Origin of the sequence: Bradyrhizobium sp. SSBR45G (assembly GCF_030159255.1) — a bacterium.
GTDB lineage: Bacteria > Pseudomonadota > Alphaproteobacteria > Rhizobiales > Xanthobacteraceae > Bradyrhizobium.
The window spans coordinates 293720-307617 of record NZ_BSCT01000006.1 but is presented as its reverse complement, the minus strand read 5'-3'; the positions used below and the strand labels follow the sequence as shown (position 1 = coordinate 307617).

Below are 13898 nucleotides of genomic sequence, written 5' to 3'. Positions count from 1 at the left end.
ATCAGCTCTCCACAATGCCTTCGGAGGACTGCGCCATGATCCGGCTCCGCCTGCCGTCCATATCGTTTCTCGGTGCTTGGGTGCTCGGCGCCTGCCTCACGCTCGCCTTCGCACCTGCGAAAGCGGCTGACGCTTACGACCCGTGGCCGGGCCTGGTCCAGGACATCTTCAACAACAAGGCGATGCAGGACGGCGCCGACGTGCTGGCGATCGAGATGCCGGTCCGCGCCGAGGATGCCTCGGTGGTACCGGTCACCCTCCGCAGCAAGCTGTCCCCGGCCGATGCGCGCCGCATCAAGGCGATCACGTTGGTGATCGACCAGAATCCCGCGCCGCTGGCGGCCAAGTTCATGCTCGGCGCGGATGCGAATGTGACGGCGATCTCCACTCGCGTTCGCGTCAACAACTATACCGATGTCCATGCAGTCGCCGAGCTGACGGATGGGCAGCTCTATGTGGTCAAGACCTTCGTCAAGGCGTCGGGCGGCTGCTCCGCGCCGGCAGCGAAGAATCCGGACGAGGCCAAGGCGCGGATCGGCCAGATGCGCTACCGCCAGTTCACGCAAGCGGCAGACGGTGCGACGAGCGGCATCCGCGAAGCTCAGGTCATGATCGGGCATCCCAACAATTCCGGCCTGCAGATGGACCAGCTGACGCAGCTCTACATCCCCGCCTTCTTCGTCGATCAGCTGACGCTGTCGCAGGACGGCAGCCTGGTGCTGTCGGTCGAAGGCGGCATCTCGATCTCGGAGGACCCGAACATCCGCTTCACCTATGTGTCGAACGGCGCCAAGCACTTCCGTGCCGAAGCCAGGGATACGCAGGGCCATGTGTTCGAGCACGAATGGCCGGCTGAGGGTTCAGGCACCTGATGTAATGCCAAGGATGGAATACCAAGGCCGCAAGGCGTCAGAAACACCTCACTTCGGCTTCGGCCTGCGCGCGGCGGAGATCGTTCAGCGCGTTGGCAGCCTGCTCGGAGGTCCGGAACTGGGTGCCGAGGGTGCTGCGCACCTGCGACATGCTGAGAACAGTTTCTGCGGTGACGTAGCGCTCATACGGAATGATCGACGCGATCACGTCGATCGAGCAGGAGCATTGGGCGATGGACTGGCGGGATTCGCCATTGGCCTTCATGCAGCCGAACACATATTCCGCCCGCGCCGAGGTCGGATAGTCGTTGAGCTCCTCGGCGCTGACAGGGCCGCTGATGCCCATCAGCGCAACACAGATGGCGACAATCGGTCCTACCGGAACAGCACAACGCATGACAATCCTCCGCGGCATCGCAGCTCAGGCTATGCTAAGGGACGGCAGCTGAAAAGAACCCATCTCGAGGAAGCGCAGACGGGCCCATGACGCGGATCGGTCGTTTATTGGTTGCACTCTTCGGCTGCGCGATGCTTCCGGTCTCGGCATGCTGCGCTGCCGAGACCGTCAAGGTTGCGGTGCAGAAGACCGGTACGTTCGCCTGGGAATTGGCCGTGATCCGTGCCCATCAACTCGACACGCAGGCGAATATCGCGATCGATGCGGTCGAGCTCGCCAGTCCCGAGGCCGGCAAGATCGCGCTGCGCGCCGGCAACGCCGACATCATGGTGTCGGACTGGCTGTGGGTGTCGCGCGAGCGCACGCTCGGCGCCAAGCTGACCTTCACACCCTATTCGAGCGCGCTCGGCGCCGTGATGGTGCCCGCCAATTCGCCGATCAAGACGCTCGCCGATCTCAAGGGACGCAAGCTCGCGGTGGCCGGCGGCCCGCTCGACAAGAGCTGGCTGCTGCTGCAAGCCGCGCTCAAGCGCGAGGGCGTCGACCTGAAGTCGCAGGCGACCATCACCTATGGTGCACCGCCGCTGCTGGCCGCCAAGCTCGCCGACGGCGAGATGGAGGCCGGGCTGAACTACTGGAATTTCTGCGCGGCGCTGGAAGCCAAGGGCTTTCGCCGTCTCACCGGCGTCGAGGACTTGCTGCCGCCGTTCGGCGCCAAGGGCCGCACGGCGATGATCGGCTACGTCTTCGACGAGGACTGGGCCGCCAAGCATCGCGATCTCGTGGCGCGCTTCCTCTCCGTCACGGCCAAGGCCAAGGAGATCCTGGCGACATCGGACGCCGAGTGGCAGACGATCGCGCCGCTGACCGGCGCGCCGGACGAGGCAACGTTGCGCGCCTATCGTGATCGCTATCGCGAGGGCATTCCACGCCGCTCCGTGGCAGAGGAAGAGGCCGATGCCCGCGTTCTCTACGGCGTGCTCGCCTCGATCGGCGGACGCGATCTGGTCGGCCCCTCGCCTGAGCTCAGTCCCGGCACCTACTACAGGGCGGATGCGAGGGATTAGTGCTGCGGCTGTTGTCCTTTGCGCTCCTGCTGGCCACCTGGTGGATTGCCGCGGCCGTCGCCGGCAGCACCAAGCTGCCATTGCCATCCGCCGTGCTGGCGGCGGCCATCACGGAAGCGCAGTCCGGCGCATTGTTTCTCCATCTCGGCGCCACGCTGGCCCGCGTCACCCTCGCCTTCACCCTCTCGATGGCGCTCGGCTCGGCGCTCGGCTATCTGATGGGCCGCAGCCGGCTCGCCAATCGCCTCGGCGATCCCTGGCTCATCCTGCTGCTCAATCTGCCGGCGCTGGTCGTGATCGTGCTGGCCTATATCTGGGCCGGCTTGACCGAGGTCGCCGCCATTGCCGCGATCGCGATCAACAAGCTCCCCACGGCCGTCGTCACCTTGCGCGAGGGCGCCCGCGCGCTCGATCCGTCGCTCGATGAGATGGCCAAGGTGTTCGCGTTTCCGCGCGGCCGCATCCTCCGCCACGTCCTGCTGCCGCAGCTCGCGCCTTACATCGCAGCCGCCGCCCGCTCCGGCCTCTCACTTGTGTGGAAGATCGTGCTGGTGGCCGAACTGCTCGGACGCCCGAACGGCATCGGCTTCGAGATCGGCGTCGCCTTCCAGCTGTTCGACATCCCGCTGCTGCTCGCCTACTCGCTGAGCTTCGCGGCCGTCGTGCTGGTGATCGAAGCCGCCATCGTCCAGCCGTTCGAGCAGCGCGCATCAAGGTGGCGGCTCCGTGCGGCTTGAGATCGACATCAGGTCCAAGAGCTACACCAGCGCCAATGGCAAGCGCCAGGAGGTGATATCAGGCATTGCGTTCGCGCTGCAACGGGGCGAGGTCGGCGTGGTCGTCGGCCCCTCCGGCTGTGGCAAGAGCACGATGCTGCGGATTCTCGCGGGCCTCGACGCTGACTATCAGGGCCAGGTATCACGGCCGGAGGGAGCCCGGCTCGCCATGGTGTTCCAGGAGCCGCGGCTGCTGCCCTGGCGCTCCGTGGAGGAGAATATCAGGCTGGCGGCGCCGGATGTCGCGGAGGACAGGCTGGCCGCGATCTTCGGCGTGCTTGAACTTGAGGGACATCGCAGCCATTTCCCCGGCGAGCTCTCGCTCGGCCTCGCGCGGCGCGTGGCGCTGGCGCGGGCGTTTGCCGTCGAACCGGACTTTCTCATCCTCGACGAGCCGCTGGCCTCGCTCGACGACGCGCTCGCAGCGCGGCTGCGCGAGGAAATCGCAATGCTCGTCGCCTCGCGGCCGATGATCACGCTCCTGGTCACGCACAGCATGGACGACGCGGTGCGTCTCGGCGACCGGATTTTTCTGTTGTCGCCGCGGCCAGCCCGCCTGCTGCACACCATGCCGATCGACGTGCCGCGCGCGCAGCGCAGCAACGATACCGTTGCCGCAATCAAGGCCGATCTGGCGCGACTGGATTTCTCCGTGTCATAGTCATGGCAAATCCAGGGGGAACGCCATGAGACGCGCACTCGCCGTGACGGCAATGATCCTAGCCAGCCTGCCGGTCGCGGCCCTCGCGCAAGGCAAGGGCATCCGGCTGTGGAATCTGACCACCGCGACGATGACCGGTTTCCAGCTCTCGCCGGCCGGCCAGAACAATTGGGGTCCCAACCAGACGCTGAATGACAAGGACAAGGAGCTCGATCACGACGAGCGGCTGAAACTCACGGGAATCGAACCCGGACGCTACGATGCCAGGGTCAGCTATGCCGGCGACCGGCAGTGCATCGTTCGCGACCTCGACATCAAGGCCGACGCGGTGGTCTCGGTGGCGGACAAGGACCTCAAGGATTGCACCAAGTAGGTCAGCCGGACGTCGCCGCCGAACCCGTCTCAGGCCTTGTCGTTGCTGTGCGGATATTCGCAGCGCCACCGCACCGCGGTCCATTTCGGATGCTCGCCGATCCACTGGGCGATATAGGGCGGCGCCTTCATCGCGCACTGCTGCAGCGAGGCGCCGCCGTCGGCGAACACGAGATGCTGCTCTTCGCAGGTGGTCGGTGACAGCACTGCGCAGACGGTGACGACGAGATCGATGGGGCTCATGCCGAGTGTCCTTCGATAAGCCTGATGTTCAGAGACTAGTTCAAACTACGACGCCCCGCGGCTTTGGTTTCCATTTTGCTCCAAGCTTTCAAGTGGAACCACGGCCGAGGCGACGATCACTAGGCGAAATGGGACTGACGCTTGATCCGGACCCACAGATCGGTTGCAATGGCATCGGTCGATCGACCTCAGAAAAGCGAATGCGGAGGAAGCAGATGCCCAAGGTTCTCGTACTCTACAAGACCCCGAAGAGCGCCGAGGCGTTCGACAAGCACTACGCGAACGTCCACGTGCCGCTGGCGAAGAAGATTCCGGGACTCAAATCCTATGACATCAGCCGTGGCCCGGTGAACGGACCGGCCGGCCCCACCAACATCCACCTCGTCGCCACCCTGGTGTTCGATTCGATGCAGGCACTGCAGGCGGGCATGGGCTCGGCTGAAGGCAAGGCGGCGGCGGGAGATCTGCCCAATTTCGCGGACGGCGGCGTCGACCTGTATATCTTCGATACCCAGGACGCTTGACGGCGGCGATCTCGTCAGCGTCAATGAAAAATTGATCTGCCAAGCCGCCGCGGCCAAATCGCCTGCGGGGCTTGGCAGGTCGCTAATCGTTACTTGCGCGCTGCGCAGGCGTACATGTTGATTTCCATGCCGACCGGCACTTCGACGATCTTCGGTGTCTTCCAGGCCATTTCAAGCTCCCAAGTTCAGACTATCATTGACTGACGCATTGCTTGCGCCAGCCTCGAAGCTAGGACCACGTCCGGGCGAACGCAAGGCTCGCCCGAGCTCGAGCGCTTCTCTGCGGTGGTTGTTCAATGACCAGAACGAAACCACCCGTCCCGGTCGACAAGCTTACGCCTCAATCATTGCCTGCTCGCAGCGACTCAGGCCCCGCCGGGCTGAACATAACAGAACACGTAGCGGTTCCGGCTCAGGAAGATGACGCCGTGACCGGTGGGATTTCCCTTGTCCCACTTCAGCTTATGATCAGGAACTTCGATCTCGGTGCCGACATCGATGTGCGGCCGCCCGCGCGGCTCATCCGGACGATCATCCGTGATGATGACATAGGTCTTGCCGTCGCGGACGTGGATGTCATCGGCAAAGTAGGCATCGGCCTCGCCGCAGCACGACGCGGTCGGAACGTCAGGCTGCATCAGCGCCTCGTACCATTGGCGCAATGCAGGATCGACCGCGCCCCATTGGCCGAGATCACGCGCACTCGCACTCACCCAAAGGCAACACAGCATGCCGAGCCAAAGGATGGTTCGTCTCATCCGCCTACTCCTCTGTTAGTCCGGCATGTTGCAGTGAAGCAATCTTTATGCCGCAGAGCAGCATGTTAACGGTGCCATGATGCCTTCATTATCTACAAGAAATGACAATGGGTTGCTTGCCCGTTTTGTGAAGAGCGGCAAGTACCTTCCTGATTTGCCGTTGGCGAATGCCCAGCTTTTCGTATTGACGGTTCCCGATTTCGAGCGGAGTGTTGTCCCGCAGCGTCAGGATAGGCGCGCATAAAAATCTCGGAGGAAATGAATGAAGCGGATCGCGTTGGCCGCCGGCCTCGCTATTTTTGCATCACATGGTGCAAGCGCGCAGAGTGCCGATCAGTTGGTCAAGGGTGCCACTGATACGACGAACGTCCTCAACTACGGCATGGGCTACAATCTGCAGCGGTTCAGCCCGCTCACGCAGATCAACAAGGACACCGCCAAGAACCTTGTCCCGGTCTGGAACTACAGTTTCTCCGACGATCGCAGTGAGGAGTCGCAGCCGCTGGTGTACCAGGGTGTGCTCTACGTCACGACCCACAATGCGACGATGGCCGTCGATGCCAAGACCGGCAAGCAGATCTGGAAGAGCAAGATCGACTACCCCGCGGAGACCCCGCGCGTCGTCTGCTGCGGCATCATCAATCGCGGCGCCGCGCTGTACGACGGCAAGGTCTTCCGAACGACGCTCGACGCCAATGTGATCGCGCTCGATGCCAAGACCGGCAAGGAGCTGTGGCGGCAGAAGGCTGCCGACATCAAGGAAGGTTACTCGATGACCGTCGCGCCGCTGGTCGCGGACGGCGTCGTGCTGACCGGCATCTCCGGCGCCGAGTTCGGCACCCGCGGCTTCATCGACGGCTGGGATCCCGCAACCGGCAAGCATCTGTGGCGCACCCACACCGTCCCGAGTCCGGACGAACCCGGCGGCGACACCTGGAAGGGCGACACCTGGAAACTGGGTGGCGGCTCGACCTGGATCACCGGCTCGTACGATCCCGAGCAGAACACCGTGTTCTGGGGTGTCGGCAATCCTGGGCCGTTCAACGCGGCGGTGCGCCCAGGCGACAACCTCTACACCTGCTCGGTGCTGGCACTCGATCCGAAGACCGGAAAGACCAAATGGCATTTCCAGTTCTCGCCGAACAATCCGTTCGACTATGACGCGGTCGCCGAGATGGTCCTTGCCGACATGAACGTCGAAGGCAAGCCGACCAAGGTGCTGATGAACGCCAACCGCAACGGCTTCTTCTACGTGCTCGATCGCACAAACGGCAAGCTGCTGGCGGCCAACCCCTATGTGAAGGTCAACTGGGCGTCCAGCATCGATCTCAAGACCGGCAAGCCGGTCGAGACCGATGTCACCCGGAACGCGCGCGAGGGCAAGAAGGTCGTGGTCTATCCGTCGATCCTCGGCGGCAAGAACTGGGAGCCGATGTCGTTCAATCCGCAGACCGGTCTGGCCTACGCCAACACGCTGGTGTTCGGCGGCCACTACAAGACAGAGCCCGCGACCTACAAGGCGGGCGAGTGGTACCTCGGCATGGACCTGACGGATCTCTGGGATTGGCCGGAAGGTCCGCGCGGTCAGCTGAAGGCCATCGATCCGATGAGCGGCAAGACCAAGTGGGAGCAGCCGAGCGACATTCCGCGCTTCTCCGGCGTGTTGTCGACGGCCGGCGGCGTGGTCTTCTCAGGCAAGCTGACCGGCGAGTTCGAGGCCTTCGACGCCGACAGCGGCAAGAAGCTGTGGCAGTTCCAGACCGGCTCCGGCATCGAGGGCCAGCCCGTCACCTGGCAGCAGGACGGCGTGCAATATGTGGCCGTCACCTCCGGCTATGGCGGCGTCTACTCGCTGTTCTCCGGCGACGAGCGCCTCGCCAACGTCCCGGCGGGCGGCTCGCTCTGGGTCTTCGCGGTCAAGAACTGAGTGCGGATTGCCCGTGAGACAGGACATCTTCATGAGAACGGCGGCGACCTTCGCCTCCGTCGTGGCGATTTCGGCCGCCGTTTCGGCGGCCGCCCTCGCCCAGCAGCAGGACGACAATGCCGCGCATAACCCGGTCGATCTGGGCAAGACGACGTTCGCTCAGAAGTGCTCGCATTGCCACGGCCCGAACATGGTGAACTCCGGCACGGTCACGCCCGACCTGCGCCGGTTTCCCGACGACCAGCCGCGCTTCGTCACCACGGTGAAGCAGGGCAAGAACGGCCGCATGCCGCCCTGGGGCGACATCCTCAGCGACGACGAGATCATCGCGCTGTGGGCCTATGTCTCGAGCCGGAGAACGCAGTGATGCGCCGTGTCGTCTGCTGGGCGGCCGCCATGTTCATTTCGACAGCGACGACAGCGGCTTCGGCCGCTGACGACGTCCTGCGCATCTGCCTTGACGAAAACCTTCCGCCGCTGTCGATCCATCACCGCGGCAAGCCGGGGATGGGTTTCGACGTGATGCTCGGCCAGGCCATCGCCGATCGCCTCGGCAAGAAGCTCGAAATCCAGTGGTATGAAAGCAAGCTGGACGAGGATTCGAGTCCGGCGCTGGAGGCGAACGCCCTGCTTTCGGATGGACGCTGCGCGCTGGTTGCCAGCTATGCCTTCACGCAGGACGGCCTGGTCGCACCCGGCGTCAAGACGGCCAAGCTGCCCGACTTCGATGGCGCCACGCGCGATGATCGGCGCCGGCGCGTCCCACTTGGCACGCTGACGCCCAGCAAGCCCTATCTGTTCTCGACTCTGACCGTCGTTCTCGGACCGGGCGCACCGCAGCGCCCGATTACCGACATCGGCGATCTCGCCGGGTTGCGGCTGGCGATCGAGAGCGGCACCTTGGCCGACGCGATCCTGATGACCTTCGACAAAGGGCGCCTGATCGACGATATCACCCATCTGATTCCGACGCGTGGTGATCTGCTGGGCGCGCTCGAGCAAGGCAAGTTCGACGCAACGCTGCTCGATAACCGACGCTTCGATGCGTATCGGGCCGCTCATCCCGAGAGCAGGCTGAGGCCCTCGGGCTACAGCTACCCGATCGGCGTGAACCGGGGCTATGTCGGGCTCTCCAGCTCTGCCGAACTGCTGGCGTCCGTCGACAACGTGTTGACGGCCCTCAATGCCTCGGGAGCTCTGGCTAGTCTCGCTCGCGACGCCGGTCTGACCTATCTGCCACCGCGCGAGCCGGTCATTCTCGGAGATGCATTCCAGAAGGTCATCCGCAGCGGCGCTCGCTAGAGCCGCCGCGGATTCAGTCGGCCCGCGCTGCGGTCTTGTGAACGGACGATGGCACGACGCCGAAATACTTGCGGAACACGCGGCTGAAGTGCGACGAGCTCGAAAAGCCCCATGAGAACGCGACATCGGTGATGGTCTTGCCGCTCTGGGTTTCGAGCTCCTGTCGGCAATGCTGCAGCCTCGCGCGCCAGATATAGTCGCTCACGGTCATGCCGCGATCGCTGAAAACCATATGGAGGTAGCGCTTGGTGCACCCCAAAGCCGCTGAGATCTGGTCGATGCACAGGTCCGGATCGCGAAGGTGCTCACGAATGAAGGCCTGCGCCCGGATGTAGACGGCCTCGGGTCCGGCACGGTCCAGCATCCGGTCGGCTTCCCGCAACGGCAGCAGCAACAGATCGATCAGCGACTCGGCGACGCTGGCCGCCGAGTTGGGCGAGAGCCGTGTCGCCTCGTCGAATGCGGAATGCGTGACATCATGCGCGATCCGGCCAGTTCCGCTCCGCGCGGAGAGTTTATAGGCCGGCATCTTCTCCGACCGGAAGCCGCGCTCCTGCAGCAGCTCCTTCGGCACGATCACGACATCATGGCGCGTGAGCGCCGGGCTGATGATCGTGTGCGGCGTGGAGACATCATAGGCGAGGCAATCGCCGGGACCGATTTCGATCTGGCGGCCCTCCTGCTCGAAATAAGAGATGCCGTAGGTCTGGAACAGGATCTTGATGTAGGGATGCGCCGTCTCTCGTGCACGCGCATAGGTATGCGCAATGCGGTGCTGGCTGGCCTCGATCTGGCACAGCTTCAGGCGCGAGACCGTGGTAAAATTGATTCGCCCTTCGAACGAGGCGCCCTGCAATGGGTCGACATCGAAACGTCCGCAGAGATCGGTCAGTGCATCTGACCAACGCTGGATCTGGCTCTTGGGCGAGAACCCGGAGGTAGTAAGCGAGCGGATCGTATCGGACATATTCATCCACCGATTCAAGATCGAGACGCAACGGGTCCGCCGCAGGACGGCGGATGAGAGTGCTGCCGGATTGCTCCCATTTTAAGGCTGCGGGCGTCTTCGCAGCGCATCAGTTCCATAAAACGTCCCCTGGTGATCCTCCGCCTTCGTCCCTGTAAGGTCAAGACAAACATCAACTCTCGGTGGAACCTGCATGCTGCAAATTGATGCTGCGCAGCAAGAACGCGTCTCATGTTGCGGGCCAGCAAAGCAAAATCTCCCTTAAAAACTTCTGTTCGCTTCACTCTTGAGCAAGCTCGTTTCTCTATTGGGCAAGTTTCCCGATCGGGAAGTGGATAATCAATGATGCCGAAGAAGCAATACTGGGCCGCGTGATGCGGAACCTCAGTTAAACCCGGGAGGAAAGACGATGCGAAGAGTGCTACTCGCAACTTGTCTGACGTCAGTCGCGGCTCTCGCCGCGGGTGGCGCATTCGCCAGCGAAGAGCTGGTGAAGATGTCGGCCAACCCGAAAGACTGGGTGATGCCGGCGGGAGACTACGCCAACACGCGTTACTCCAAGCTGAACCAGATCAACGCCCAGAACGTCGGCAAGCTGCAGGTCGCGTGGACCTTCTCCACCGGCGTGCTGCGCGGCCACGAGGGTGGGCCGCTGATCGTCGGCAACCTGATGTATGTCCATACGCCGTTCCCGAACAAGGTGTATGCGATCGATCTGGCCAACGACAACAAGATCGTCTGGAAGTACGAGCCCAAGCAGGATCCGAACGTCATTCCGGTGATGTGCTGCGACACGGTCAATCGCGGCGTCGCCTATGGTGACGGCAAGATCTTCCTGCACCAGGCCGACGACAAGCTGGTGGCGATCGACGCCAAGTCCGGCCAGCAGGTCTGGACCGCCGTGAACGGCGATCCGAGCAAGGGCCAGACCGGCACGTCTGCTCCGCTGGTGGTCAAGGACAAGGTGCTGGTCGGCACGTCCGGCGGCGAGTTCGGCGTCCAGTGCAGCATGACGGCCTACGACATCAAGACCGGCAAGCAGGTCTGGAAGGCCTACTCCGAAGGTCCGGATGACCAGATCCTGTTCGATGCCAACACCACGTCGCTCGGTAAGCCGGTCGGCAAGGACTCGAGCCTGAAGACCTGGCAGGGCGATCAGTGGAAGACCGGTGGCGGCTGCACCTGGGGCTGGGTGTCTTATGACCCGCAGCTCGACATGGTCTACTACGGCTCGGGCAACCCCTCGACCTGGAATCCGAAGCAGCGTCCCGGCGACAACAAATGGTCGATGACGATCTTCGCGCGCGCGGCTGACACCGGCGTGGCGAAGTGGGTCTATCAGATGACGCCCCACGACGAGTGGGACTATGACGGCGTCAACGAGATGATCCTGTCGGACCAGGCGATCAACGGCCAGCCGCGCAAGCTGCTGACGCATTTCGATCGTAACGGCCTCGGCTATACCCTCGATCGCACCAATGGCGAACTGCTCGTCGCCGAGAAGTACGATCCGAAGGTGAACTGGACCTCCGGTGTCGACATGGACAAGAACTCGCCGACCTATGGTCGTCCGAAGGTTGTCGCCCAGTACTCGACCGACCAGCAGGGTGAGGACGTCAACACCAAGGGCATCTGCCCGGCAGCGCTCGGCACCAAGGACGAACAGCCGGCCGCCTACTCGCCGGACACACAGCTGTTCTATGTGCCGACCAACCATGTCTGCATGGACTACGAGCCCTTCAAGGTGAGCTACACCGCAGGTCAGCCCTATGTCGGCGCGACGCTGTCGATGTATCCGCCGGCGGGTGAGACCCATATGGGCAACTTCATCGCCTGGGACGGCAAGACCGGCAAGATCGCTTGGTCGAACAAGGAGCCGTTCTCGGTGTGGTCTGGTGCGCTCGCGACCGCAGGCGGCGTGGTGTTCTACGGAACGCTCGAAGGCTACCTCAAGGCGGTCGATGCCAAGACGGGCAAGGAGCTCTACAAGTTCAAGACTCCGTCCGGCATCATCGGCAACGTCACGACCTATGAGGCCGGCGGCAAACAGTACGTCGCCGTGCTCTCGGGTGTCGGCGGCTGGGCCGGCATCGGTCTCGCGGCGGGCCTGACGGATCCGACCGCAGGTCTCGGTGCGGTCGGCGGCTACGCGGCGCTGAGCAACTACACCGCCCTCGGCGGCGCGCTCACCGTGTTCGCACTCCCGCAGTAAGCAAGGTCTCTGCTTCCGGCGCATGGATCTCTTCCATGCGCCGGTTTGCCTGCCCCAGAAAATTAAGGGAAAACGCCCTTGCGTAGAATCTGTTTTGCGGTCGTCACGGCCCTCTGCCTGGCAACCGGCGGGATGACTGTCGCCGAAACTGCCTGGGCGGAAGGCCCCGGAGATCCCGCGGCCGTCAAGTCCGAGGATGGAAAGTACTTCGATAAGGATGGCAATCCGACCTACAAGGTGGGCGCCGACGGATCGGTCGACTGGTACACCTACTCCGGATACCGCCGCTATCACTCCGAGTGCCATGTCTGCCACGGCCCCGACGGCATGGGATCGACCTATGCGCCGGCGCTGAAGGACTCGGTCAAGACTCTGAGCTACGGCGATTTTCTCGGCGTCGTCGCCAGCGGCCGCAAGAACATCAGCACGGCCCAGGAGAACGTGATGCCGGCCTTCGGCGACAATCCGAACGTGGCTTGCTATATGGACGACCTCTACATCTACCTGCGCGCCCGCGGCAATGACGCGGTGGGACGCGTTCGCCCAGGCAAGCATGAGGAAAAGCCGCCAGCCTATACGGAAGCGGAAAATTCCTGCATGGGCAAAAAATGACGGACGACAAGGACCGCGCCTGGACAGTTTCCCTGGACAGCGTCGCGGACCTGCAAGACTGAAACAGGAGTTTGAGACATGAAGACGCGCGCCGCGGTCGCTTTCGAAGCCAAGAAACCGCTGGAGATCGTCGAGGTCGACCTCGAAGGACCGAAGGCCGGCGAGGTGCTGGTCGAGATCAAGGCGACCGGCATCTGCCACACCGATGCCTACACGCTCGACGGCTTCGACAGCGAGGGCATCTTCCCCTCCATCCTCGGCCATGAGGGCGCGGGCATCGTGCGCGAAGTCGGCCCCGGCGTCACCTCGGTGAAGGCCGGCGACCACGTCATTCCGCTCTACACGCCGGAATGCCGCCAGTGCAAGAGCTGCCTCAGCCGCAAGACCAACCTGTGCACCGCGATCAGAGCGACGCAGGGCAAGGGCCTGATGCCCGACGGCACCTCGCGCTTCAGCTACAAGGGCCAGACCATCTACCATTACATGGGCTGCTCGACCTTCTCCAACTTCACGGTACTGCCGGAAATCGCGGTGGCGAAGATCCGCGAGGACGCGCCGTTCGACAAGAGCTGCTACATCGGCTGTGGCGTCACCACCGGCGTCGGCGCCGTCGTCAACACCGCGAAGGTCACGCCCGGCGCGAATGTGGTCGTGTTCGGCCTCGGCGGCATCGGCCTCAACGTCATCCAGGGTGCGCGGATGGCAGGGGCCGACAAGATCATCGGCGTCGACCTCAATGACGGCAAGGAAGAATGGGGCCGCCGGTTCGGCATGACCCATTTCGTCAACCCGAAGAAGGTGACCGGCGACATCGTCCAGCATCTCGTCGCGCTCACCGACGGCGGTGCGGACTACACGTTCGACTGCACAGGCAACACCACCGTCATGCGCCAGGCATTGGAAGCCTGCCATCGCGGCTGGGGCGAATCGATCATCATCGGTGTCGCCGAGGCCGGCAAGGAAATCGCCACCCGCCCGTTCCAGCTCGTCACAGGACGGGTCTGGAAGGGCACGGCATTCGGCGGCGCGCGCGGGCGCACCGACGTTCCCAAGATCGTCGACTGGTACATGAATGGGAAGATCGAAATCGACCCGATGATCACCCACACGCTCACGCTCGAAGACATCAACAAGGGCTTCGAGCTGATGCATGAGGGCAAATCGATCCGTTCCGTCGTCGTGTTCTGACCCCAAGCACGCAACCATGA

17 protein-coding genes are annotated in these 13898 nt (G+C 63.3%); 12 read left to right on the top strand and 5 right to left on the bottom strand.

Annotation, left to right across the window (positions count from 1 at the left end; translation table 11 throughout):
- Positions 1-35: 35 nt before the first annotated feature.
- Positions 36-872, top strand: a complete 837-nt coding sequence (locus QQL87_RS11080) for a quinoprotein dehydrogenase-associated SoxYZ-like carrier (protein ID WP_284417573.1) — start codon at positions 36-38, stop codon at positions 870-872.
- A gap of 37 nt (positions 873-909) precedes the next feature.
- On the opposite strand, the gene QQL87_RS11075 is transcribed toward QQL87_RS11080, so the two are convergent.
- Entirely contained in the window at positions 910-1269 is a 360-nt protein-coding gene (locus QQL87_RS11075) for a hypothetical protein (RefSeq protein WP_284417572.1), read from the bottom strand.
- Between the two features lie 86 nt (positions 1270-1355).
- Here QQL87_RS11075 and QQL87_RS11070 point away from each other — a divergent pair, with 86 nt between their 5' ends.
- Genes QQL87_RS11070 through QQL87_RS11055 form a run of 4 tightly spaced genes read left to right on the top strand, consistent with a single transcriptional unit; the run spans position 1356 to position 4146 of the window.
- On the top strand, positions 1356-2336 hold the full coding sequence (locus QQL87_RS11070; RefSeq protein WP_284417571.1) for an ABC transporter substrate-binding protein: 981 nt from the start codon (positions 1356-1358) through the stop codon (positions 2334-2336).
- Positions 2336-3073: an ABC transporter permease gene (locus tag QQL87_RS11065; protein WP_284417570.1), complete on the top strand. Its 738-nt coding sequence runs from the start codon at positions 2336-2338 to the stop codon at positions 3071-3073. Before QQL87_RS11070 ends, QQL87_RS11065 begins: the two co-directional genes overlap by 1 nt.
- On the top strand, positions 3063-3773 hold the full coding sequence (locus tag QQL87_RS11060) for an ABC transporter ATP-binding protein (RefSeq protein WP_284417568.1): 711 nt from the start codon (positions 3063-3065) through the stop codon (positions 3771-3773). Before QQL87_RS11065 ends, QQL87_RS11060 begins: the two co-directional genes overlap by 11 nt.
- Positions 3774-3798: 25 nt before the next feature.
- The gene (locus QQL87_RS11055; RefSeq protein ID WP_284417566.1) at positions 3799-4146 is read left to right on the top strand and encodes a hypothetical protein; all 348 of its coding nucleotides are present in this window, start codon (positions 3799-3801) and stop codon (positions 4144-4146) included.
- A 29-nt stretch (positions 4147-4175) separates the two neighbouring features.
- On the opposite strand, the gene QQL87_RS11050 is transcribed toward QQL87_RS11055, so the two are convergent.
- Positions 4176-4388, bottom strand: a complete 213-nt coding sequence (locus QQL87_RS11050) for a hypothetical protein (RefSeq protein WP_284417565.1) — start codon at positions 4386-4388, stop codon at positions 4176-4178.
- A gap of 215 nt (positions 4389-4603) precedes the next feature.
- On the opposite strand from QQL87_RS11050, the gene QQL87_RS11045 reads away from it, so the two are divergent.
- Positions 4604-4912 (top strand): EthD family reductase, encoded by a 309-nt coding sequence (locus QQL87_RS11045; protein ID WP_284417564.1) that lies wholly within the window; start codon positions 4604-4606, stop codon positions 4910-4912.
- Between the two features lie 89 nt (positions 4913-5001).
- Here the strand turns inward: QQL87_RS11045 and pqqA are convergent, their stop codons facing one another.
- Entirely contained in the window at positions 5002-5082 is an 81-nt protein-coding gene (gene pqqA / locus QQL87_RS11040) for a pyrroloquinoline quinone precursor peptide PqqA (protein ID WP_009031067.1), read from the bottom strand.
- Positions 5083-5277: 195 nt separating this feature from the next.
- Entirely contained in the window at positions 5278-5670 is a 393-nt protein-coding gene (locus QQL87_RS11035; RefSeq protein ID WP_006609618.1) for a hypothetical protein, read from the bottom strand.
- A gap of 262 nt (positions 5671-5932) precedes the next feature.
- Here QQL87_RS11035 and QQL87_RS11030 point away from each other — a divergent pair, with 262 nt between their 5' ends.
- The 3 genes from QQL87_RS11030 to QQL87_RS11020 are packed head-to-tail and all read left to right on the top strand — an operon-like array spanning position 5933 to position 8899.
- On the top strand, positions 5933-7597 hold the full coding sequence (locus QQL87_RS11030) for a methanol/ethanol family PQQ-dependent dehydrogenase (RefSeq protein WP_284417563.1): 1665 nt from the start codon (positions 5933-5935) through the stop codon (positions 7595-7597).
- Between the two features lie 25 nt (positions 7598-7622).
- On the top strand, positions 7623-7964 hold the full coding sequence (locus tag QQL87_RS11025; RefSeq protein WP_284417610.1) for a c-type cytochrome: 342 nt from the start codon (positions 7623-7625) through the stop codon (positions 7962-7964).
- Entirely contained in the window at positions 7964-8899 is a 936-nt protein-coding gene (locus QQL87_RS11020) for a substrate-binding periplasmic protein (RefSeq protein WP_284417562.1), read from the top strand. The genes QQL87_RS11025 and QQL87_RS11020 overlap by 1 nt, the downstream gene beginning before the upstream one ends.
- A gap of 13 nt (positions 8900-8912) precedes the next feature.
- Here the strand turns inward: QQL87_RS11020 and QQL87_RS11015 are convergent, their stop codons facing one another.
- Complete coding sequence (locus tag QQL87_RS11015) at positions 8913-9866, bottom strand: helix-turn-helix domain-containing protein (RefSeq protein WP_284417561.1); 954 nt, start codon at positions 9864-9866, stop codon at positions 8913-8915.
- Between the two features lie 409 nt (positions 9867-10275).
- Between QQL87_RS11015 and xoxF5 the strand changes: the two genes are divergently transcribed.
- The 3 genes from xoxF5 (at position 10276) to QQL87_RS11000 (ending at position 13878) form a co-directional block, all read left to right on the top strand.
- The gene (gene xoxF5 / locus QQL87_RS11010; protein WP_284417560.1) at positions 10276-12078 is read left to right on the top strand and encodes a lanthanide-dependent methanol dehydrogenase XoxF5; all 1803 of its coding nucleotides are present in this window, start codon (positions 10276-10278) and stop codon (positions 12076-12078) included.
- A gap of 132 nt (positions 12079-12210) precedes the next feature.
- On the top strand, positions 12211-12690 hold the full coding sequence (locus QQL87_RS11005) for a c-type cytochrome, methanol metabolism-related (protein WP_284417609.1): 480 nt from the start codon (positions 12211-12213) through the stop codon (positions 12688-12690).
- Between the two features lie 78 nt (positions 12691-12768).
- A complete protein-coding gene (locus QQL87_RS11000) occupies positions 12769-13878 on the top strand; it encodes an S-(hydroxymethyl)glutathione dehydrogenase/class III alcohol dehydrogenase (RefSeq protein WP_284417558.1) in 1110 nt (369 codons plus the stop codon).
- Positions 13879-13898: the final 20 nt, after the last annotated feature.

What these genes read in the sequence shown, in the direction of transcription:
- QQL87_RS11050 (WP_284417565.1), bottom strand. Translation starts at nt 4,388, where the DNA reads ATGAGCCCCATCGATCTCGTCGTCACCGTCTGCGCAGTGCTGTCACCG.
- QQL87_RS11005 (WP_284417609.1), top strand. Translation starts at nt 12,211, where the DNA reads ATGACTGTCGCCGAAACTGCCTGGGCGGAAGGCCCCGGAGATCCCGCG.
- QQL87_RS11015 (WP_284417561.1), bottom strand. Translation starts at nt 9,866, where the DNA reads ATGTCCGATACGATCCGCTCGCTTACTACCTCCGGGTTCTCGCCCAAG.
- QQL87_RS11035 (WP_006609618.1), bottom strand. Translation starts at nt 5,670, where the DNA reads ATGAGACGAACCATCCTTTGGCTCGGCATGCTGTGTTGCCTTTGGGTG.
- QQL87_RS11020 (WP_284417562.1), top strand. Translation starts at nt 7,964, where the DNA reads ATGCGCCGTGTCGTCTGCTGGGCGGCCGCCATGTTCATTTCGACAGCG.
- QQL87_RS11070 (WP_284417571.1), top strand. Translation starts at nt 1,356, where the DNA reads ATGACGCGGATCGGTCGTTTATTGGTTGCACTCTTCGGCTGCGCGATG.
- QQL87_RS11000 (WP_284417558.1), top strand. Translation starts at nt 12,769, where the DNA reads ATGAAGACGCGCGCCGCGGTCGCTTTCGAAGCCAAGAAACCGCTGGAG.
- xoxF5 (WP_284417560.1), top strand. Translation starts at nt 10,276, where the DNA reads ATGCGAAGAGTGCTACTCGCAACTTGTCTGACGTCAGTCGCGGCTCTC.
- QQL87_RS11030 (WP_284417563.1), top strand. Translation starts at nt 5,933, where the DNA reads ATGAAGCGGATCGCGTTGGCCGCCGGCCTCGCTATTTTTGCATCACAT.
- QQL87_RS11055 (WP_284417566.1), top strand. Translation starts at nt 3,799, where the DNA reads ATGAGACGCGCACTCGCCGTGACGGCAATGATCCTAGCCAGCCTGCCG.
- QQL87_RS11075 (WP_284417572.1), bottom strand. Translation starts at nt 1,269, where the DNA reads ATGCGTTGTGCTGTTCCGGTAGGACCGATTGTCGCCATCTGTGTTGCG.
- pqqA (WP_009031067.1), bottom strand. Translation starts at nt 5,082, where the DNA reads ATGGCCTGGAAGACACCGAAGATCGTCGAAGTGCCGGTCGGCATGGAA.
- QQL87_RS11080 (WP_284417573.1), top strand. Translation starts at nt 36, where the DNA reads ATGATCCGGCTCCGCCTGCCGTCCATATCGTTTCTCGGTGCTTGGGTG.
- QQL87_RS11045 (WP_284417564.1), top strand. Translation starts at nt 4,604, where the DNA reads ATGCCCAAGGTTCTCGTACTCTACAAGACCCCGAAGAGCGCCGAGGCG.